The sequence below is a fragment of the Paenibacillus sp. R14(2021) genome (assembly GCF_019431355.1).
In the GTDB taxonomy this organism is placed as follows: Bacteria; Bacillota; Bacilli; order Paenibacillales; family Paenibacillaceae; genus Paenibacillus_Z.
The window spans coordinates 3,401,071-3,419,422 of sequence record NZ_CP080269.1 but is presented as its reverse complement, the minus strand read 5'-3'; the positions used below and the strand labels follow the sequence as shown (position 1 = coordinate 3,419,422).

Below are 18,352 nucleotides of genomic sequence, written 5' to 3'. Positions count from 1 at the left end.
CTAACAGACAACGATAGCACAACAATCAACAGGCTGCCGGCTAACGGCAGCCTATTTAGCTAATTAGCAGAGTTTCCACGCCAACCGTTGCACTTCTGAATCCAGCGGCCAAATGTTTTCAGATCGTTAATTTTGCTTTTCTTATGATTCATAGTAGAGCGACCTCCTGATGGGTTTTTGAGGCGATGACCCCGTGTGTACCCCATCTTACCGAGGCGCTCGTTTTTGTTCAGACGCCAACTTTTGATCTATAGAATGGAACCGCCGTGCTGATCGTGCTCATAGCTGTGCTTCTTCAAATCTGAAGATGGGGCGCTCATCATACAGAAGAATTTTTTTCATGCATTGGTATCTCCGGCTAAACTATATCAACGACTGGTATGAATGTACACGTCCAAATGAGTCTCGCTAGAACAATCCATTTCTGAGCAGGCATTTACATGACCGATTTTGCCCCGCTTGTCATCCGCAATTGTCACCGCTTAGTTCCCCTCTTTCGAGAAATTTTACTAAGAGCCTACGCCAAAAATCAAGGCGTTGGCTGCCGCAAATATCCGGTTCAATCACATTTACGCTTGGCGGGATCTGCCAAATTCAGCGTAGCTGTAGAGGTGCTGTGAGTAGATACTTCAAGCAGTTAACCGCCTACTCACTCAGTCTACATACCAATATTTACCCTTTGACAATTTTAGTTTGGGCCCTGTAACATTCGTCCTCGTGGTTACCGCCGATGCGTATAACTGCAGAATCACGCCATGGTATACAGATGGCTGCACTGGTCGACTAGTCCGCAAATATCCAAAAATAGCACAAAGAGGAGATCGACAGATGACACAACAACAGATTCGTCCGTTTCACGTGAATGTACCAGAAGAGGAACTAACCGAGTTACGCAACCGCATCAATGCAACAAGATGGCCGGAGAAAGAAACGGTCTCAGATCAATCGCAAGGCGTACCACTCGCGACGATTCAGCAACTCGCTCGTTATTGGGCAAATGATTACGACTGGCGCAAAATCGAAGCGAGAATGAACTCCTTCCCGCATTTCCTTACCGAAATCGATGGTCTGGACATTCACTTCATTCACGTTCGTTCGAAGCATGAAGATGCGATGCCGATTCTCATTGCGCATGGCTGGCCAGGCTCGATCATTGAGCAGATGAAGCTTATCGAACCCCTTACGAATCCTACGGCACATGGCGGAAATGCCTCAGATGCATTCCATTTGGTTATTCCATCATGCCTGGCTACGGGTTCTCGGGCAAGCCGACCACGACCGGCTGGGATCCTGTCCATATTGCAAGTGCGTATGGCGAACTGATGAATCGCCTTGGATACACGAAGTACGCGGCGCAGGGCGGCGACTGGGGAGCAATTATCGTTGATCAAATGGGTGTTCAAGAACCTAAGGGACTGATTGGCCTTCACACCACGCTGCCTGGCGCGGTTCCAATCGAGATTGATGCGGCGCTCTGGTCCGGTAACCCGCTGCCACCTGGTCTCTCAGACGAAGAGCAGATTGCTTGCGAGCAAATTAATCTAGTCATGGGAACGCGCCCGCAGACACTGGCCGGACTGGTGGATTCGCCGGTTGGTTTGGCAGCTTATATGCTTGACCATGATGCGAAAAGCCTAGACATGATCGGCAGGACTTTTGACGGACAAAAAGAAGGCCTGACGCGCGACGACGTTCTCGACAACATCACGCTCATCTGGCTGACGAGCACGGCGATTGCCGCTGCACGTATCTACTGGGAGAACAAGACGCCATTCTTTGCCGCCAAGGGCGTCAATATCCCTGTTGCTGTGAGCGTCTTCCCTGACGAGGTTTATCTGGCACCGAAGAGCTGGAGCGAGCAAGCCTACCCGAACTTGATCCACTACAACCGACTACCTAAGGGTGGGCACTTCGCAGCTTGGGAACAGCCAGAATTAATGACTGCTGAACTTCGCACGGCATTCAAGTCGCTGCGCTAATCAGTATCAGGTGAACTTCACTCGTACGGATGCTCGTCGGCTCACGTTACACGCGATATCGATTTGAATCCGATCAGTGAGGCTAAAGCCACACTCGTCGGCCCGTTCTGGGCCGCCATGTACTGTGGCCGCAGCATCTCCAACAAATACAACAGAGGTGAAGCGGGTTTGAAAGCCAAGAAACGTAGATTATATGTGTTACCCGTTGCTCTGTTCGTTCTTGCAGGTTACTTCATTTACAGCTCGATTCATAAAAATGCAATCGTGAAGGCTCAAGTACTTTTAGCTACAGCCAATGAAGTTTCGGGTACGCCTTACGAAATCGCTATTTTTGCGGATGGTTGCTTTTGGCATATGGAAGAGGCATTCGAGAAGATGAATGGCGTCTTAAGCGTTGAAACCGGTTATACGGGAGGACACAAGGAAAATCCTACTTATGAAGAAGTCGGTTCCGAGACAACAGGTCATCTCGAATCCGTGGAAGTGCGTTATAACCCTTAGCAGATTACGTATGACAAATTGCTTCAAGTTTTTTGGCGAAACGTTGATCCTACGGATGCAGGAGGTCAATTCGGTGATCGTGGGAATGAATACCAATCTGCTATTTTTTACACAAGCAAGGAACAGCAAGAGCAGGCCGAAGCATCCTGGGATGAATTGGAAGCCTCGAAAAGATTCGATGAACCGATTGTAACGAAACTTGCGGCTGCGTCCACGTTCTACAAAGCCGAAGAAGAACATCAGGATTACTACAAAACGAAACCCATTCGTTACAAATACAGCGAGCTCGCCTCTGGCCGCAACGGCTTTTTAGAAAAACACTGGGGCAACGATCGGGAAGTCATAGTTCCTGCAAAAGCAGACAATAATGGATTTAATAAGGAGGAAAAACTGAGGAAGCTGACTAAGCTGCAATATAACGTGACTCAGAACGGTAGGGATGAGCCGCCATTTCATAACGAATATTGGGATAACAAAGAAGAAGGCATTTACGTGGATATTGTTTCAGGCGGCAGCCGATCTCGAAAAAAGGGGATACGGGGCTTATAACTTGCAATTTAACGAACAATAGCCATGAAAATAAATGGATTAAATTAATAAATACTGGAGATGTTTAAATGAAAGGTTCTAGGGCAGGAAAGGAAAACGCAACAATGCCTTCCGAAACAGCTGTTTTTGCTGGCGGTTGCTTCTGGCATATGCAAGATACTTTTCAAAAGCTGGACGGCGTCTTGAATGTATACGCAGGTTATACGGGCGGACACACAAAAAATCCGGCTTATAACGAAGTCGTTTCTAACACTACGGGTCATCTCGAATCAACGGTTCGATAAACCGATTGCAACGAAGATTGCTGCTGTAACAACGTTCTACAAAGCCGAGGACGAACATCAGAATTATTACAAAAAAGTCCGTTTTTCTTCATTTCTGAATAAACTTGGGAGGTAAAAAATGACGACTAACTTAACGGCAGGCTTTAATGGAGATTTCAACAAGGAAGAAAAGTTGAAGACGTTGACTGTACATCAGTACAACGTAACGCAACGCGGCATGGACGAACAACCGTTTAATAATGAATATTGGGATAACGAAGAAGAGGGAATCTACGTAGATATTGTTTCTGGTGAGCCGTTGTTTAGCTCGAAGGACAAATACGATGCACAGACAGGCTGGCCTAGTTTTTCAAAGCCATTGGATTCAAACAATGTTGTCCTTAAACGCAAATTCTTTTTTGGGTCTCAAGTAAGAAGTCTGCATGCGGATTCCTTCCTGGGTGACGTATTCAAAGACGGGCCTCAGCCAACGGGGCTGCGGTTCTGCGTTAACTCTGCAGCCATGGAATTTATTCCGAAAGCTGATCTTGAAAAAAGGGGTTACGGTTCTTACGTCGAGCATTTTAACGATTAAGCTAGCATCACGGTCGTTAACATCATGAATAACGTCCTGAACTGACAAAAGCAGTGAAAAACAGCAGTTCTAATCTAGGCTGCTGTTTTTTAACGTGATAAAAAAATTAGTAAATGGAAGACATTATTAATATGGATAACGAAAAGGCGACAAGCATGAAACCTCTATTTAGGCAAATCAAACCATTGTCGCTTATCGTAGTCGTGGTAGGTTTATTATGGTTTAATCACAAGGTTCTGCATCTCAGTCCTGAGCGCATAAGGGATTGGATATTAGCATTCGGATGGGAAGGTGATTACAAGTCGGAAAGGCAGGATCTTGGGTGCACATGCTGTCGGGAACGGAGCGGGGGATTGGATGCAGCAAGCCGTATTTATGAAGCGCTTTGGTCACAAGCTTCCCGATATTTCGCATGTAGTCCACCCGTACCCTGCCCACACCGAAGCGTTAATGAAAACAGTGGATCAATATTGGCGTGAGAAGTTATTTCAAGGTGGCATCGCAGGTCAAATTATGAAAGCTTATGTGAAATGGTTTCGATAGCCCAGGAGGGTTCTAATGACAGCCAAGCGTTATATTCAAGCCATACTCATTTTACTCATTATTAGTCTACTCTCATCTGCCTGCGCCAGTGAAGTTCCCTGGATAAACGGCAGTTAAGAAAGATCCTAAACGTGAAAGGTGTCAAATACGATGTTTGCTATGCGCAATGAGAAACGCAATTGTACCGATGCTGTAAAAATACAACATTTTCTCGAACAAGCCCGGGTTGGATTTTTCGGGTTATCTTCAGAGGATGTCCCTTATGTCATTCCGCTCAATTTCGTTTGGCTGAAAGACAATATATATTTTCACGGGGCGGAAAAAGGAAGAAAAGTCACTTATATCGAGCATAACCCCCGAGCCTGCTTTACCGTTAGCGAGAATTATGGGACCATCACGAGTCCGATACCCGCCAAGACAGATACCGCCTATAGGAGTGTCATCATTGAAGGAACCCTACTTCGCGTCAACGATTTAGATGAAGCAACGGAAGCCATGGAGATCATGCTGAACAAGTATGTGCCAGGCTACTATGATCGACCGCTGGGGCGGACTCATTTGGAACGATATGTTTCCCCCTTGGGGAGCCCAACCGCTATTTACAAATTAATTGCAGCCTCCGTGGCGGCCAAAGAGAAAGAAGAAATTCCGGGGCGTATGTTCTACGATGGCAAAACTGTTCATACCGACCGGGCGTAACACAGAGCGTGGCATATTTCCAGGAAATCAAACAACTTCTGAGCGGCTTCGGTCCTGATCTCTTCGGATTGAGGCCGTTTAGTCTAGTATGGATTCGTTCGTAATTATTGAGAAGTCGGCGTGAGCTCGCTATTTTGCATGTGTTTTTTACGAATGGTACCCACAATCCACAATAATAAAGGAATGCCTATGATATTTATGGGATAAATCACTGCAAGCCAAAACTTCGTGTAGCTCATTTCAATGTTAAAGTTTCGCGGCAGCAATGAAATGATAAAAGCCATAGGTGCGATCAAGTAAATTGCGTTTTTCCACTTTTTTATATGAAAAAATTGTGCGGTACCATAGCTGGTAATGAATAAATAAAGGGATAGTTTAATGAAGATGCTGATGATCCAAAGTAAGACAGCCAGCACATCGACATTCTGAATAAATTCCATTACAGAAATATACGTAACAGCTGAATAAAGGGGATAAATCAATCTAGCCGGTATATTCGGACCAAAGATCAAAATGACAACTAATGTCATTGCCAAGGCAGCGACTGAAGCGAATAAAACCCCTAATAAGGATGAGATCTGGGCTCGATTGGACTTTAACATAAAGGGTATAAACATGACCACCATAAATGATTCACCTAAGAAAGAAGCAGGAAGTGTACTTCCTTTCATTATAGGAACGAACCCCGTGTTAGCGTAAACAGGAAGTAATCTAAGCCAGTCCCAATCATTTACACTAAATACAATGATGAGAATACTTCCTATAACGCAAATAGGGCCGATGATTTCGCTGCAACGACCGATACTTCTTACACCCCCAGAATAGGTGACATATACGCTTGCACCTAACATAATGAGAATAATAGTCCATAAAGGTGTCGTACTAAATAAAGCAAGGAAAACAAAGTCAGCATATTCCCTTAAAATGATTCCTGTCATGGAAAGCCACATCAGAAAGTAAGAAACGAGTATGGTTTTTCCCAGCCACTTTCCGAGAATTAACTGACTGTATTGAACAAAGCTTTGCCCAGGATAAAGGAGACTTAGTTTAACGGCTACGAAAGTAGTAAATAAGCTGATCAAGGACGCTGCGATCATTGATATCCAAGCATCTTGTTTGGCAAGAGCGACGGGCCAAGGGATGGTGAAAAGTGCCGTCATTCCAAATGCCATCGTAAAAACCATCCAAAAGAGTTGATATCCAGAAATTTTCATTTTCTAACCTCACTTTCCTTAAATTGAAGCGGCGGCCCTACGAGACCAATATATTTTAAATTTACATTTACTTTAACGGTAACTTCAATATTTGGAAATATTTGATCCCAACGCCCTTTTAATTTACTCCATTCCCTTGGATGCTGGCGGTTCAGGGCCTGAATGAAACCAAATACATCCGTGCCATATTGTTTTTGGACTTTAGTGATCATTTTAAGAACATGTTCGCTCATTTTCTCGTTGATGCTGTTCTGCACAAGATTTAAATTTTTCAGCTCTATTAGATCCAGGTTCGTATTATTCTCTACAATATGTCCCAGACCGCTGAGCTCAATTTCCATCTTCAACTTATTTTCTTGTGTTACGCTGCTCTTTAGTTTACTTCCGAATTTTGTAACCACTACACCAACACTCCCACCTGCTTTGGGGACATATTCCACTAAATCAAGGTAAGATATTCGTTTGAGAATCCACTGTCGATAAGCGCCTTCAACAAAATTCAAATAACCAACTAATTTATAATCATGGTTAAAAATAGCACGACCATAAAATCGGATCGTTTTTGTTTGGGTATTACCCGTTACAATGTCAACTACAGGCAGAGTGGGACATTCTCCTTCCGTACTTGAAGTCATGATAAAGTCGAGATAGGTTGTACCCGCAGTCCCTCCAACTGCTTTATGTATCTTGAGTGGTGCGACGGAAGGGATTTTCTCCAGGGGGTAGGGTACTTGCAAAGCGTGTAAGCCGGTATTTCCCTTGACCACCCAAATGTCCAGTCGCATTCGATTGCCCGGATCTCGCGTAAAAGCATCCAGTAAATCCTTCACGCCATGTTTAGCCAGTTTTTCTCCAAAATAATAATTGCGTCGATGACCGCGGGTTATAATTCTAGAAAGTTTTTGTCTCATTCTTTGTATAGCTTCAAGAGGCGTTTTACCACTGCCTGACTCAATAAAGTAAGGTTTGTCACCACCGGCACCTCCTTTTGAGCTTTGTTCTATTTTGGAGGGGGCAATAAATTGAGCGGCAATTAAAGTCGTTCCATTCTCGTTAAGATCAGCCGACGCAGCAAGATCAAATACTCTATCCGATATTTCTATACGATCCCAACAACCCGTAGTTATTACGATGCAGGATAGTAATAAAATAATAGCTGTCGGGCGATGTTTCATTATGCGGAGTCTCCTTGATTTTCACCTGGTTTTTGACCTTTGGAAAATCGAAAATGTCGTCGAAAGGATAACGGAATAGCACCCATTTTCCACCATGGCGCGCGGATGAGTACATCTTTTAATTCAGATCTTGATAGGGGAGCTATCGGACTTAAATAAGGCACTCCAAATGATTCCAGATTGATGAGGTGAATGAGAAGGAATATAGAGGCCATCGTAACTCCGTATAATCCGAACATCCCTGAAAAAATAAGCATCGGGAAACGGAGTACTCGAAATGCCGTTCCCATGCTGTACCGCGGGGTGATGAGGGAAGCAATGCCAGTCAGAGAAACAACAATGACGATCGGAGCGGATATGATCCCTGCCTGAACGGCCGCTTGTCCAAGAACCAGAGCCCCAACAATACTGATTGCCGAACCATTTTGCCGTGGCATTCGTATTCCAGCCTCGCGTAAGCCCTCGAATAGAAATTCGATCAATAAGGCTTCAATGACAGCTGGAAAGGGAACCCCTTCCCGAGCGGAGGTAATACTGATCAAAAAATTTGTAGGTAATAGTTGAGGATGAAACGTTGAGATTGCAACATATATAGAAGGTAAATAAAGTGAAGTGGTAATCAAAATCATTCGTAATGAACGGATAATGGTAGCGTAAATAAATCGCTCATAATAATCATCAGCCGATTGAAATGAGTTCCAGAACGTGCAGGGTACAATAAGTACAAACGGTGTGCCGTCAATAAAAACCGCTACTTTCCTTTCTGCAAGACATGAGGCAACAATATCCGGACGTTCGGTATTCTGCACTTGCGGGAATAAGGTGAACGGCTTATCTTCAATGAATTCCTCGATAAAAGCCCCATCGAGTACCGTATCGATTTCAATTTGGCTGATTCGTTTACGAACTTCTTCAAGAATCGTATTTTTAACGATCCCTTCAATGTAAGCGATGACAATTGTTGTTTTCGATAGATTGCCAATGGTCAGAGACTCCAGTTTAAGTTTTGGGCTATGAATTTTCCTTCGCAGCATGCTTGTGTTTACGGTTATACACTCCGTAAAGCCCTCTTTTGGTCCCCGAATCGTCGTCTCACTTGAGGGCTCCTCAACGGCTCGGTGTTCAAAGCCTATCAATTTCGCGATAACTGCATGGTTTACTCCTTCCGGTAGGATAACTACATTACCGGATAAAATACTTTGTATGGTTTCATCCATGATCTCGGTTGTTTTTATTTTTGCGGTGGAAACCAACTGTTCTAACATTAGATCCAGAGACTTTAGCTCACCCAATTCTGGACGGGGAGTACCTAACATCCAAGGTTTAAGTAAATTGTTTTCTAGTGCTTTGGTATCCACCAAACCATCCAAATAAACGAATAAAACATTGATTTGTCCGAATATTTGTATACGTCGATAGACGATATCATAACAATTATTTAAAATACTTTTGATCATAAGTTCATTCTTCTCTAAAGACTTGCTTAGCGGGTCACTGAGTGCTTTTTCAGGAGATGTACGGTTAGGACTTGAACTTTGTACAGTAGACAGGGCTGTCCACCTCCACTAAAAAATTTTACAGTACAAATAAACTGGTTATTATTAGCAATGCGGTTAGCATTTCTCAAACAACTTTGGATTATTCATAAGGCCTACACGCGAGCTGGCAGCTCACTTTTACATAGGTAACTACGAATCTTTAATCCAATGTCGCATATTTATTAATAAGGTTGTCTATATCGGATGGAGGTTCATATCGATGCCATGGAATGCTCTAAATTTGTCGCAAGATTCCAAAGACAAGTTAAATAAACTCAGAAGCAGGAAACAAGACGAGACTCGTCATGCCAGGCTTTTAAGCATTTATTGGGCTGTTCTTATAGGCGTCGGCATCCTATTTTTCATGGCTTTCAATAAAACCATTCTAGTCCCAGCTGGCGGGGATGCGATGGCGCTATTAGAACTATTCTTGGGCAGTAAAAGCGTTAGCTTATTATTTTTCGTTGCAATCGGGCTCATCATGTTAATCGTAGATCAGGCTAAAAGATTGAAAAAGGCAAAAGATAAGGTTAAAGCCTTGCGTATTGAGATTGTTGATAAATTAAGAACCTCCTGGGTGAAGACGAATAATTCTGACCTAAGAGATACCATTACACGAATGGTAAAAGAAGAAACTGACGTCGATATTTATTATTCATCCTAACAAGTTCATTGAATCACGCAATTTATTGAATGGGATCATAGCAAAAAGCCAGCAGCCGAAGGGCTGCTGGCTTTTGTTAAGCGACTTTTAAGGGGTTGTATAACGGACGAAGGGTTACCACGGGAGAACGCCTTGCGCGTTCAGGAATTCACCGTTGTGACGTTTACCATCCGTTGCATATTCTACGATAATTGCAGCGCCTTCCGCTTTAGACTTACCGCCTTCAGCATTGCCGTTCAGATCCGTCGTAGTAAAGCCCGGCGTCACCGCAAATACTTGGGCGCCGCTGTTTCTTACTTCATAGGCCATAGAAACGGTCATGGCATTGTTGGCTGTTTTAGACGAATTATAGTCGAATGCGTTTAACGTAAATTCCGCGTTTTGCATATGGTCAAGGGAAGCCATGTCGGTTGTTACGTTTACTACAGTGGCTTCGTTATCCTTGATTAACGGGAACAAGAGCTGGTTTAATCGGTAGGTTCCGAAGAAATTCACTTCAAAGGCGTTACGCAGATCTTCTTCTTTCGTATCCGTAAAAGAGCGAGAAAAAGCGCCCGGCATGCCGGCGTTATTGACCAGAAGCTTTAACTCCGGATATTTCGCTTTAATCATGTGCGCAGCTTGCTCAATCTTCTCCAAATCGGCCATATCGATTTGAACAAACGCCGCGTCGAGCCCTTGGGCGGCCAGTTCAGAAACGGCTGTTTCGCCCCGTTCGGTGTCGCGGGCGCCAAGGACCACACGCCAGCCTTTTTCGCCTAGCTGTTTTGCGATCTCGAATCCGATTCCTTTATTAGCTCCTGTTACAAATGCCGTCTTGTTCAATAGAATCCCTCTTTCCTTGCATGTTTTTCGTTTCATAATTGATAATGTACTATGCTACACTAAGTGTAGGTCAACGAAAAATTTTATATACGCGGGGGACAATATGTTTACGATCGGACAAGTGGCGAAGGAAGCGGGATTGAACATCGGAGCGATTCGTTTCTATGAAAGAAAAGGACTGTTAGAACCGGCTGCGCGAAGCGAAAAAAATAATCGTCTCTACACCGAGAACGAGCTGAATTGGTTGGTATTCATCAAATGTTTGCGCAAAACCGGAATGGGTGTGGAAGACATCAAGCAGTACTATGAGATGGTTAAAACCGGAACCACGACCCTCCCTCAGAGAATTAAGCTCATTCAAGACCAGAAGCAAAAGCTTCTGGGCGATATGGAGGAGAAGAAAGCGCAGCTTGCTCACTTGGAGCATAAGATTGATCGTTATTACCGCGGTGAGAATTACTGAACGAACGGGTAAGTTCAATCAACAGCGATGAAGACCACATTCCACATGCAATTGATCAACTATTCCCTTAAAAAACAACAAAAAGAACGGCCAGCAGACATGCTAACCTGCAGTGGTTGCCATTGACAGAGCCGTTCCTGACTTCTATAATAAAGTCAACTAATTGACTATTGAGGTTGATTCAATGACTGAGCACCATGACGAACGACTAGAGATTATCGACAACGTTTTCCGGGCAAATGTATTATTAGAACGTATCGGCCACAGTTTGTCCTCGCAAGCCGGTTTGACCAGCCAGCACCAATGGTTTATTCTTCGCGCTCTTTCGGAAGCCGGCGATCTATCCTTCAAAGAATTGGGGAACAACATGCTTGTGACCAAGCAAAATATGACAGGCATGGTGCAGCGGCTGAAACAAAACGGATTCGTCGCGACTTACGAGTCTCCGCAGGACAGACGCGTCACCAAAGTCAGCATCACCAACGAAGGAAAAGAGGCGCTGGCCAATGTCAATGAATATTCCGTGCCGAAGATGGAACGTACATTTAAAGGATTTTCCGCGCATGAATTGGCATCGTTCAGCAGCTTTCTTGAAAAAATGATCGGAAATATGAAAAAAGAGACGTAACGAAAAATTTTTAGGTAATTAGTCAATATATTGATTGTCATCATATTTACTAAAAAGGAGCTCCGGTTATACGGAGAAACGACATGGATAAAAACAAATTCAAAGCTGATTGCCGGCTGCTATTCGGCAGATGGAATTATGACATCGTGAAGGAATTAATGAGCGGTCCGAAACGTAATTCGGATATCAAGAGAACCCTGCCGATTTCCAGCACGATCTTGACCGATCGGCTGCGTATGTTTGAAGCCAAGAACTTGATCTTGCGTCATATGTACCCCGAGAGCCCAATGCGCGTGGAATATGCATTGACGGATAAAGGGGAAGCGATGCGGCCAACAGTCGAAGCATTCGAACGATGGATAAGCCAATATATTGACTGTTAGCGAATGGACGATGTTTGAGACGTGTTTGAAAGGAGGTGAAAAACATGAGCGGAGTTGAGGGGAATGTTCCCTTTTATTTTAACGGCGATTTTGGAACCGGGGATACGAGTAAAAGATGGATTGCCGAAGGCAATTGTAAAAACGAAATCGCGTTTTATCAAAGTATATTCAGCGGAGAGCCGGTAATCCGATTCGATTCTGAAGAAAAAATTCGCAGTGCTTATGAGGCATTGGCGGCTGGGGGCAAGATCGTCAAGCCATTAATGGAGGCTCCCATCGGCGGACTTTTTGCGGCTGTAACGGATCGCAACGGCATCGGGTGGAACCTGCAATATGATAGGGGATGATCATGGCCCTAATATCCGAACTTCGAGGCCAGAAGCATCGCGGATTATTACATGAAAATTAAACATGCGTTGACATGTATCTCAGTCTAATGTATCTTAAATTTAAGATTTAATACTTTAATATTATCGAGGAGAGATCAACATGAGCAAATTGTTTTTGGAAGCTGTCAAAGCTAGACGCACCTTCTACGGGCTGAGCAAGGAAATCGTTGTATCTGTAGACCGGGTCAAGGAAATCGTAGGCGAAGCCGTCAATCATACCCCGTCCGCATTCAATTCGCAAAGCTCGCGCGTAGTCGTTCTTTTCGGAGAACAATCGGACAAACTATGGAACATTACGAAAGAAACGCTCAGAAAAATCGTTCCCGCCGAAAATTTCGCAGCGACCGAAGAAAGAATCAACGGTTTTGCGAACGGCTACGGTACGATCTTATTTTTTGAAGACCAAACTGTCGTGAAGGGCTTGCAAGAGAAATTTGCGTCTTATGCCGACAATTTCCCGATCTGGTCGAACCAGTCCTCGGGCATGCTGCAGCACGTAATTTGGACGGCGCTTGTCGCAGAAGGTCTCGGAGCTTCTTTGCAGCACTACAATCCACTTATCGATGCTGAAGTCGCGCAAAACTGGCAACTTCCGGGGGAATGGAAGCTGATTGCGCAAATGCCATTCGGAAAACCGACTTCCGTACCGGGCGACAAGGAATTTATGCCGCAGTCGGACCGTGTGAAGTTTTTCTAAGTGTTCGTAAAAAATAATATGTTTTAGACTGATCTGATGAATGCAGCGGCTGACTAGGATGCGGAGATAATGTCCTAGACGGGCCGCTGTTTTAATTAACATTCAATTATCGTTTCCTGTTAATTAAACAAAGGCACTAATTAACAGTAATTTCATTCCAATCGTATTCCATTCCGCTTGCTGTTTCTAGTGCTCTATCCCTTCCAAAGATCTTCTCTACTACATATAATGACATGTCGATACCCGCACTTACTCCAGCAGAAATTATGATTTTTCCATTATCAATATACCGCTTATTTCTTTCAACTATTGTTGACGATGGTACAATATTCTCTAACAAGTCAAATACGTTATGATGTGTCGTTACCTTAAGTCCTTCAAGGAGATCGGCTTTAGCTAATAACAAAGCACCAGAACATACCGATAAAAGCTGTTCAACTTCATTATGCATACTCTTAATCCACGCTATTAAACGGGTATTGTCCATTTCTCTCCGTGTTCCAACACCACCGGGAATTATTAAGATATCAGGCTTTGGACAATTGGAAAAACAGTAATTGGGGTTGATGCTTAAGTTTCCGTTGGAATATATAGGGTTTAATTCTTCTGCCACAGTAAATATATTGATATCATTATTTCTTTTGGCTTGACTAAAAACTTCAAAAGGACCAGTAAAGTCAAGTACAGTAATGTCGTCAAATATTAAAATTGCTATGTTTTTCATAAGTTGTCACCTCAACGTTTTTTCTTTGAAGTCTATCAGTTGAAGAAGATTCTATCCATGGACTTCTAGTGTGTTCTAATGTACTTTAACGCTATTCCACGCAATTCTGTCTGTTAATGAAAATGGAGCAGCTGCCGCCGGGCAAACTGCTCCATGAAGACTTGAACTAACGTTTCCCGTTTAGCTTTAAGCAACACATATTATATTTCGCCATATTTTCCTTGGTCATCCGTTCCTATATAGCTATTCTCAAACTGTATTGCAATCGATTTATTCGTATCTACTCCTGTAACTTCAAAATACTTCGTTCCAACAGGGTACTTATTTGAAAAATTTCCAGAGTAGGTGCCCTCAGTAATTGAATAATTTGTAACAGTTCCAATCTATTTTCCAACATCTGTTACATTTTCAGAGGTGATTCTATAGATATCACCATTGTAAATAATGAACTCATACGCCCATGATGCAAAGAAGAGGTTCTTGTCTCATTTTTCTGTTTTGAGCTACATCCAAATAAAAACGATAAACATACGCATATCATTATATTTGTTGCACGGAATCGTTAACCTGCTAGCTAGCTTAACGCCCGCCGCAATCTACAACTTTATTTTCACAGTCTAATACTTTATTTTTCAGCTAATACTTTATCTTCTCAAGACACTAATACCTCGTTCGGTATACAACCAGAAAAAGTCCCGATGAAACATCCTCGGGACTTTTTCTGTGCTTAAATCCATCATGCGGTCGGAATAGGCTTGTCACTCAGCATTCTGTATAGTTTCGAGCCTATATCGGCAGTTCGTGCGGCGAGAACGACTGTACGGCGCAATTCAGGTACTGCTAGGGGTACGGCGTGCAAGCCTAGCAGTTCCGCCTCAGCCCGAAACAGTTCGGGCAGCACAGTTATGCCGGTGCCAACGGCAACGTTGAGCAGAAATTCATTATTCTCGTCAACTTCCAGCTTAATGTCGGGGCGGTAGCCGTAATTTTCCGCGACCGTTCTGAACTGTGTGTGGGTTTCGCATTTTTGCGTCGCAAACACGAAAAGCTCGTCTTTCAGCTCCTCCAGGCTCAGCGTGTTTCGTCCTCGAAGCGTATGGCCTTCTGGAAGAATGGCTATAGAGCCTTCGGTAAACAGCTCCTTGCTCCACAGCCGTCCCCCGACGAAAGCCGCATCCATGAGGGCGGCGTCGAGAACGCCTTCCTGCATTTCTTCTCGCAGCTCGATTGATGTCTGCCGGACCTTGACTGTAATCGGATAACCGGAGGCGTGGTAATCGCGCAGCCGTCCGGGGAGTAAGTGCGTCACGATGCCTGGAAGACTGCCGAGCGTATAGCCCGGCCCAGCCGCATATTGCCGCATTTCTGCTTCAATGGTCTCAAGCGACTGTAAGACAGGAATAATTTTCTCCATAAATCGACTGCCGGCTTCCGTCAAAGCTACACCTGCGGCGGTTCGACGGAACAGCTCGACGTCGTAGGCAGCTTCCAGCTGCCGAATGTGCTTGCTGAGCGCCGGCTGGGACAAGTTAAGTTTGTCGGCAGCTTTGGACAAGCTCTTCCATTTTGCCGATTCCATGAAACTCCGGAACCATTCCACCTGCATCTTGCAACCCTCCTATAACGAAATGTAATACCCATCCAACATAAAGGAAGTTCCGTAACGCTCCAGGTCACGTTATTATCAAATGAATCGATCTTAATACGGGCATTCGCTGAAAACCGAACGGCAGAATATTTGTCTCTCTTTTTGCACATTATAGAACGATTATTCCCAAATTGACAATCATATAGGAGGAGGAATCTCCATGAGAACGATGAAAGCTGCAGTAGTAAATAAACCCGGTGATGATTTTGAAATAATCACAAAAGAAATACCGGAGCCGCATCGAGGTTATGTAAGGATTCGGGTTGAAGCGTGCGGAATTTGTCACAGTGACCAGATTGTAAAGGAAGGCGTACTTCCTGGAATACCCTATCCTAGGATTCCCGGGCATGAAGTCGCTGGCGTCATTGACAAAATTGGCGAAGGCGTCACGTCGTGGCAAGTCGGTCAACGAGTTGGTGTTGGCTGGCATGGGGGGCAGTGTTTCCACTGTGATTCGTGTCGTGCAGGCGACTTTATTAACTGCGACAATCGGTTGATCTGCGGCATTTCTTATGATGGCGGCTATGCCGAGTATATGGTGGCCCCCCAAGAAGCAGTTGCACTAATTCCGGATGAATTATCAACCGTTGACGCAGCGCCATTATTATGTGCAGGACTTACGACATTTAATGCTTTGCGAAACAGTGGGGCACGCCCTGGCGATGTCGTCGCTATACAAGGTGTTGGCGGCTTAGGCCACATGGCGCTGCAATACGCGAATAAATTCGGCTACAAGACAGTCGCTCTCTCGCGCGGAGAAGACAAGAGAGAATTGGCGCATCAACTGGGTGCGCATGTTTACATCGATACGGCTACTACTGACGCTGGTGCTGAATTGAAGAAATTAGGCGGAGCGCGCGTTATTTTGGCTACTGCCCCAAATGGTAAAGCGATGTCCTCCCTTGTGAATGGATTGGCGCGAAACGGAAAAATGTTTATTATCGCAGCGACGCAGGATCCCATTGTGTTATCGAGTGGACAAATGCTCATGGATCAAATAGCGGTACAAGGATGGCTCACTGGGCATGCGAAAGATGCTGAAGACACGCTAAACTTCAGCGCTCTCTTTAACACAATGCCGATGACTGAAGTTTATCCCCTCGAGGAAGTTAATCAAGCCTACAATAGAATGATCGAAGGGGACGCCAGATTCCGTGTCGTTCTTAAGATGTAAAGGATCGTAATTCGTGTTTTCAAACCATCACCCGGCAGGGGTGATGGTTTTTTGTCATGTGCCAGGAAGAAGGAGTCCGAGGATGGCTAAACCCAAAAAAAGTGGAAGTTTCCCCAATGAGCGGTTCCTTATGCCCGAAGTCCCTTGGGTCTATAATTATGTATGCGGTTACAAAAATAAGAAACGAAGAAAAAGGGGAGGCAATGTATGAAACGTATGAAACGCGGTTTAGTCGGGATCTCCACACTCCTTGTCATGTCGTCTGCTCTTGCTGCATGCGGCAGCAATTCCAATTCTGGCTCCAATTCAACCAACGCAAACACAAATGCAAACGCTGCCAGCACGAACGCAAACACAACCACAAATACAACGCAAGCAGCCAACACGAACACAGAACCAGCCGCTAGCGGCGAGAAAGTCACCATCAACCTCTGGAGCTTCACGGATGAAATTCCGAACATGACCAAGAAGTATATCGAAACGCATCCTGACGCCAATGTGGAATTCAAAACGACGGTGATTGCTACGACCGATGGCGCCTACCAGCCTGCGCTTGACCAGGCTCTGGCTGCCGGCGGCAAAGATGCGCCGGACATTTATGCAGCCGAATCGGCGTTCGTGCTCAAATATACGCAAGGCGACGCATCCAGCTATGCCGCCAACTATGCGGACCTCGGCCTGGACGACCAGTTGGTGAAGGACGCAGGCATCGCCCCATACTCGGTAGATATCGGCAGCAAAGACGGCCAATTGAAAGGCCTTGGCTATCAAGCGACAGGCGGTGCGTTTATCTATCGCCGCTCCATTGCTAAGGATGTTTTCGGTACGGACGACCCGGCAACCATCAAAACGGCGGTAGGGCCTGGCTGGGATAAATTCTTCGATGCAGCCGCGAAGCTGAAAGCCAAAGGCTACGGCATCGTTTCCGGCGACGGCGATATTTGGCACCCGATCGAGAACAGCTCCGATAAGGGTTGGATTGTCGATGGCAAGCTCCATATCGATCCGAAGCGCGAGCAGTTCCTGGATCTCTCCAAGAAGCTGAAAGACAATGGCTATCACAACGATACGCAGGATTGGACGGAAGCTTGGTATGCGGATATGTCCGGCACCGGCGCCAAACCGGTCTTTGGTTTCTTCGGCCCCGCTTGGCTCATCAACTATGTCATGAACGGCCAAGTGAAAGGCACGAACGGCGACTGGGCAGTTACCGAGCCGCCGACAGGCTTCTTCTGGGGCGGTACCTGGCTCCTTGCCAACAAGGACGTAACGAAGAACGATGCCAAGACAAAAGCCGTTTCGGACTTTGTTAAATGGGTAACGCTCGATACCTCCGATACGGGCCTCCAATCGTACTGGGCGAACGGCACGATGAAGGCGGGCGAGCAGGGCACGAAGGACAGCGTCGCATCGTCCGTCGTCATGGCGAAGTCGCACGGCGAAGTACCGCTGCTCGGCGGCCAGAACATGTTCGACGTGTTCGTTCCGGCGAACGCCAACGCTTCAGGCAAGAACCTGACCCAGTTCGACGAAACGATCAACAAGCTCTGGCGCGATCAAGTACGCGAATTCACCGCGGGCAAGAAGGACCGGGCCAAAGCGATCGAAACCTTCAAACAGCAGGTCAAGGATCAGCTTGGCATCGAAAGCGAATAAGAAGGAGCAGAAGGGGCGGGTGCGTTATCCCGCTCCTTCCTATCC

The 18,352-nt window shown here is 45.3% G+C and carries 23 protein-coding genes and 1 pseudogene; 18 read left to right on the top strand and 6 right to left on the bottom strand.

Annotation, left to right across the window (positions count from 1 at the left end; all coding sequences use genetic code 11):
* Positions 1-440: 440 nt before the first annotated feature.
* The 10 genes and pseudogenes from KXU80_RS15895 (at position 441) to KXU80_RS15855 (ending at position 5,129) form a co-directional block, all read left to right on the top strand.
* A complete protein-coding gene (locus KXU80_RS15895) occupies positions 441-620 on the top strand; it encodes a hypothetical protein (RefSeq protein ID WP_219834238.1) in 180 nt (59 codons plus the stop codon).
* 208 nt (positions 621-828) lie between these two features.
* Complete coding sequence (locus tag KXU80_RS15890) at positions 829-1,323, top strand: epoxide hydrolase N-terminal domain-containing protein (protein WP_219834237.1); 495 nt, start codon at positions 829-831, stop codon at positions 1,321-1,323.
* The gene (locus KXU80_RS15885; RefSeq protein ID WP_219834235.1) at positions 1,242-1,979 is read left to right on the top strand and encodes an alpha/beta hydrolase family protein; all 738 of its coding nucleotides are present in this window, start codon (positions 1,242-1,244) and stop codon (positions 1,977-1,979) included. The genes KXU80_RS15890 and KXU80_RS15885 overlap by 82 nt, the downstream gene beginning before the upstream one ends.
* A gap of 117 nt (positions 1,980-2,096) precedes the next feature.
* Positions 2,097-2,696, top strand: a pseudogene (gene msrA / locus KXU80_RS28110) (peptide-methionine (S)-S-oxide reductase MsrA); the annotation flags it as partial.
* A gap of 204 nt (positions 2,697-2,900) precedes the next feature.
* Positions 2,901-3,029, top strand: a complete 129-nt coding sequence (locus KXU80_RS28310; RefSeq protein ID WP_374987791.1) for a peptide-methionine (R)-S-oxide reductase — start codon at positions 2,901-2,903, stop codon at positions 3,027-3,029.
* Between the two features lie 68 nt (positions 3,030-3,097).
* On the top strand, positions 3,098-3,313 hold the full coding sequence (locus KXU80_RS28305; protein ID WP_308858093.1) for a peptide-methionine (S)-S-oxide reductase: 216 nt from the start codon (positions 3,098-3,100) through the stop codon (positions 3,311-3,313).
* The gene (locus KXU80_RS28485; protein WP_374987707.1) at positions 3,216-3,428 is read left to right on the top strand and encodes a peptide-methionine (S)-S-oxide reductase; all 213 of its coding nucleotides are present in this window, start codon (positions 3,216-3,218) and stop codon (positions 3,426-3,428) included. Before KXU80_RS28305 ends, KXU80_RS28485 begins: the two co-directional genes overlap by 98 nt.
* A gap of 3 nt (positions 3,429-3,431) precedes the next feature.
* Entirely contained in the window at positions 3,432-3,887 is a 456-nt protein-coding gene (gene msrB, locus KXU80_RS28300) for a peptide-methionine (R)-S-oxide reductase MsrB (RefSeq protein ID WP_219834233.1), read from the top strand.
* A gap of 291 nt (positions 3,888-4,178) precedes the next feature.
* A complete protein-coding gene (locus KXU80_RS15860; protein ID WP_258171030.1) occupies positions 4,179-4,430 on the top strand; it encodes a hypothetical protein in 252 nt (83 codons plus the stop codon).
* 150 nt (positions 4,431-4,580) lie between these two features.
* Positions 4,581-5,129, top strand: coding sequence for a pyridoxamine 5'-phosphate oxidase family protein (locus tag KXU80_RS15855; RefSeq protein WP_219834231.1), 549 nt, complete (start codon positions 4,581-4,583; stop codon positions 5,127-5,129).
* Between the two features lie 104 nt (positions 5,130-5,233).
* On the opposite strand, the gene KXU80_RS15850 is transcribed toward KXU80_RS15855, so the two are convergent.
* From KXU80_RS15850 to KXU80_RS15840, 3 genes are read right to left on the bottom strand one after another with little or no spacing between them, the layout of a single operon-like run.
* Positions 5,234-6,343, bottom strand: a complete 1,110-nt coding sequence (locus tag KXU80_RS15850; RefSeq protein ID WP_219834230.1) for a GerAB/ArcD/ProY family transporter — start codon at positions 6,341-6,343, stop codon at positions 5,234-5,236.
* Positions 6,340-7,518 carry a Ger(x)C family spore germination protein gene (locus tag KXU80_RS15845; protein WP_219834229.1) on the bottom strand — a complete coding sequence of 393 codons (1,179 nt, stop codon included), beginning with the start codon at positions 7,516-7,518 and terminating at the stop codon, positions 6,340-6,342. Before KXU80_RS15845 ends, KXU80_RS15850 begins: the two co-directional genes overlap by 4 nt.
* Entirely contained in the window at positions 7,518-8,975 is a 1,458-nt protein-coding gene (locus tag KXU80_RS15840; RefSeq protein WP_219834228.1) for a spore germination protein, read from the bottom strand. Before KXU80_RS15840 ends, KXU80_RS15845 begins: the two co-directional genes overlap by 1 nt.
* Positions 8,976-9,276: 301 nt before the next feature.
* Between KXU80_RS15840 and KXU80_RS15835 the strand changes: the two genes are divergently transcribed.
* The gene (locus tag KXU80_RS15835) at positions 9,277-9,720 is read left to right on the top strand and encodes a DUF2663 family protein (protein WP_219834227.1); all 444 of its coding nucleotides are present in this window, start codon (positions 9,277-9,279) and stop codon (positions 9,718-9,720) included.
* A gap of 114 nt (positions 9,721-9,834) precedes the next feature.
* Here the strand turns inward: KXU80_RS15835 and KXU80_RS15830 are convergent, their stop codons facing one another.
* Entirely contained in the window at positions 9,835-10,545 is a 711-nt protein-coding gene (locus KXU80_RS15830) for an SDR family NAD(P)-dependent oxidoreductase (RefSeq protein ID WP_219834226.1), read from the bottom strand.
* Between the two features lie 103 nt (positions 10,546-10,648).
* Between KXU80_RS15830 and KXU80_RS15825 the strand changes: the two genes are divergently transcribed.
* The 5 genes from KXU80_RS15825 to KXU80_RS15805 all read left to right on the top strand — a co-directional run bounded on the left by KXU80_RS15825 (position 10,649) and on the right by KXU80_RS15805 (position 13,105).
* A complete protein-coding gene (locus tag KXU80_RS15825; RefSeq protein WP_219834225.1) occupies positions 10,649-11,008 on the top strand; it encodes a MerR family transcriptional regulator in 360 nt (119 codons plus the stop codon).
* A gap of 184 nt (positions 11,009-11,192) precedes the next feature.
* Positions 11,193-11,636 carry a MarR family winged helix-turn-helix transcriptional regulator gene (locus KXU80_RS15820; RefSeq protein WP_219834224.1) on the top strand — a complete coding sequence of 148 codons (444 nt, stop codon included), beginning with the start codon at positions 11,193-11,195 and terminating at the stop codon, positions 11,634-11,636.
* Between the two features lie 83 nt (positions 11,637-11,719).
* Positions 11,720-12,019, top strand: coding sequence for a winged helix-turn-helix transcriptional regulator (locus KXU80_RS15815; RefSeq protein WP_219834223.1), 300 nt, complete (start codon positions 11,720-11,722; stop codon positions 12,017-12,019).
* Positions 12,020-12,063: 44 nt separating this feature from the next.
* A complete protein-coding gene (locus KXU80_RS15810) occupies positions 12,064-12,366 on the top strand; it encodes a VOC family protein (protein WP_258171029.1) in 303 nt (100 codons plus the stop codon).
* Positions 12,367-12,508: 142 nt separating this feature from the next.
* Positions 12,509-13,105 (top strand): nitroreductase family protein, encoded by a 597-nt coding sequence (locus tag KXU80_RS15805; RefSeq protein ID WP_219834221.1) that lies wholly within the window; start codon positions 12,509-12,511, stop codon positions 13,103-13,105.
* A 136-nt stretch (positions 13,106-13,241) separates the two neighbouring features.
* Here KXU80_RS15805 and KXU80_RS15800 read toward each other — a convergent pair whose 3' ends face one another.
* Both KXU80_RS15800 and KXU80_RS15795 read right to left on the bottom strand, forming a co-directional pair.
* A complete protein-coding gene (locus KXU80_RS15800) occupies positions 13,242-13,829 on the bottom strand; it encodes a DJ-1/PfpI family protein (RefSeq protein ID WP_219834220.1) in 588 nt (195 codons plus the stop codon).
* Between the two features lie 736 nt (positions 13,830-14,565).
* On the bottom strand, positions 14,566-15,435 hold the full coding sequence (locus KXU80_RS15795; protein WP_219834219.1) for a LysR family transcriptional regulator: 870 nt from the start codon (positions 15,433-15,435) through the stop codon (positions 14,566-14,568).
* 202 nt (positions 15,436-15,637) lie between these two features.
* Here KXU80_RS15795 and KXU80_RS15790 point away from each other — a divergent pair, with 202 nt between their 5' ends.
* Together KXU80_RS15790 and KXU80_RS15785 are read left to right on the top strand one after the other, a co-directional pair.
* Positions 15,638-16,651, top strand: coding sequence for an alcohol dehydrogenase (locus KXU80_RS15790; RefSeq protein WP_219834218.1), 1,014 nt, complete (start codon positions 15,638-15,640; stop codon positions 16,649-16,651).
* A 207-nt stretch (positions 16,652-16,858) separates the two neighbouring features.
* Complete coding sequence (locus KXU80_RS15785) at positions 16,859-18,307, top strand: ABC transporter substrate-binding protein (protein ID WP_219834216.1); 1,449 nt, start codon at positions 16,859-16,861, stop codon at positions 18,305-18,307.
* Positions 18,308-18,352: the final 45 nt, after the last annotated feature.

Bases quoted from the DNA above. Each gene is read 5' to 3' on its own strand.
- KXU80_RS15895 (WP_219834238.1), top strand. From the start codon at position 441: ATGACCGATTTTGCCCCGCTTGTCATCCGCAATTGTCACCGCTTAGTT.
- KXU80_RS15890 (WP_219834237.1), top strand. From the start codon at position 829: ATGACACAACAACAGATTCGTCCGTTTCACGTGAATGTACCAGAAGAG.
- KXU80_RS15885 (WP_219834235.1), top strand. From the start codon at position 1,242: ATGCCTGGCTACGGGTTCTCGGGCAAGCCGACCACGACCGGCTGGGAT.
- KXU80_RS28305 (WP_308858093.1), top strand. From the start codon at position 3,098: ATGAAAGGTTCTAGGGCAGGAAAGGAAAACGCAACAATGCCTTCCGAA.
- KXU80_RS28485 (WP_374987707.1), top strand. From the start codon at position 3,216: ATGTATACGCAGGTTATACGGGCGGACACACAAAAAATCCGGCTTATA.
- msrB (WP_219834233.1), top strand. From the start codon at position 3,432: ATGACGACTAACTTAACGGCAGGCTTTAATGGAGATTTCAACAAGGAA.
- KXU80_RS15855 (WP_219834231.1), top strand. From the start codon at position 4,581: ATGTTTGCTATGCGCAATGAGAAACGCAATTGTACCGATGCTGTAAAA.
- KXU80_RS15850 (WP_219834230.1), bottom strand. From the start codon at position 6,343: ATGAAAATTTCTGGATATCAACTCTTTTGGATGGTTTTTACGATGGCA.
- KXU80_RS15845 (WP_219834229.1), bottom strand. From the start codon at position 7,518: ATGAAACATCGCCCGACAGCTATTATTTTATTACTATCCTGCATCGTA.
- KXU80_RS15840 (WP_219834228.1), bottom strand. From the start codon at position 8,975: ATGATCAAAAGTATTTTAAATAATTGTTATGATATCGTCTATCGACGT.
- KXU80_RS15835 (WP_219834227.1), top strand. From the start codon at position 9,277: ATGCCATGGAATGCTCTAAATTTGTCGCAAGATTCCAAAGACAAGTTA.
- KXU80_RS15825 (WP_219834225.1), top strand. From the start codon at position 10,649: ATGTTTACGATCGGACAAGTGGCGAAGGAAGCGGGATTGAACATCGGA.
- KXU80_RS15820 (WP_219834224.1), top strand. From the start codon at position 11,193: ATGACTGAGCACCATGACGAACGACTAGAGATTATCGACAACGTTTTC.
- KXU80_RS15815 (WP_219834223.1), top strand. From the start codon at position 11,720: ATGGATAAAAACAAATTCAAAGCTGATTGCCGGCTGCTATTCGGCAGA.
- KXU80_RS15810 (WP_258171029.1), top strand. From the start codon at position 12,064: ATGAGCGGAGTTGAGGGGAATGTTCCCTTTTATTTTAACGGCGATTTT.
- KXU80_RS15805 (WP_219834221.1), top strand. From the start codon at position 12,509: ATGAGCAAATTGTTTTTGGAAGCTGTCAAAGCTAGACGCACCTTCTAC.
- KXU80_RS15800 (WP_219834220.1), bottom strand. From the start codon at position 13,829: ATGAAAAACATAGCAATTTTAATATTTGACGACATTACTGTACTTGAC.
- KXU80_RS15795 (WP_219834219.1), bottom strand. From the start codon at position 15,435: ATGCAGGTGGAATGGTTCCGGAGTTTCATGGAATCGGCAAAATGGAAG.
- KXU80_RS15790 (WP_219834218.1), top strand. From the start codon at position 15,638: ATGAGAACGATGAAAGCTGCAGTAGTAAATAAACCCGGTGATGATTTT.
- KXU80_RS15785 (WP_219834216.1), top strand. From the start codon at position 16,859: ATGAAACGTATGAAACGCGGTTTAGTCGGGATCTCCACACTCCTTGTC.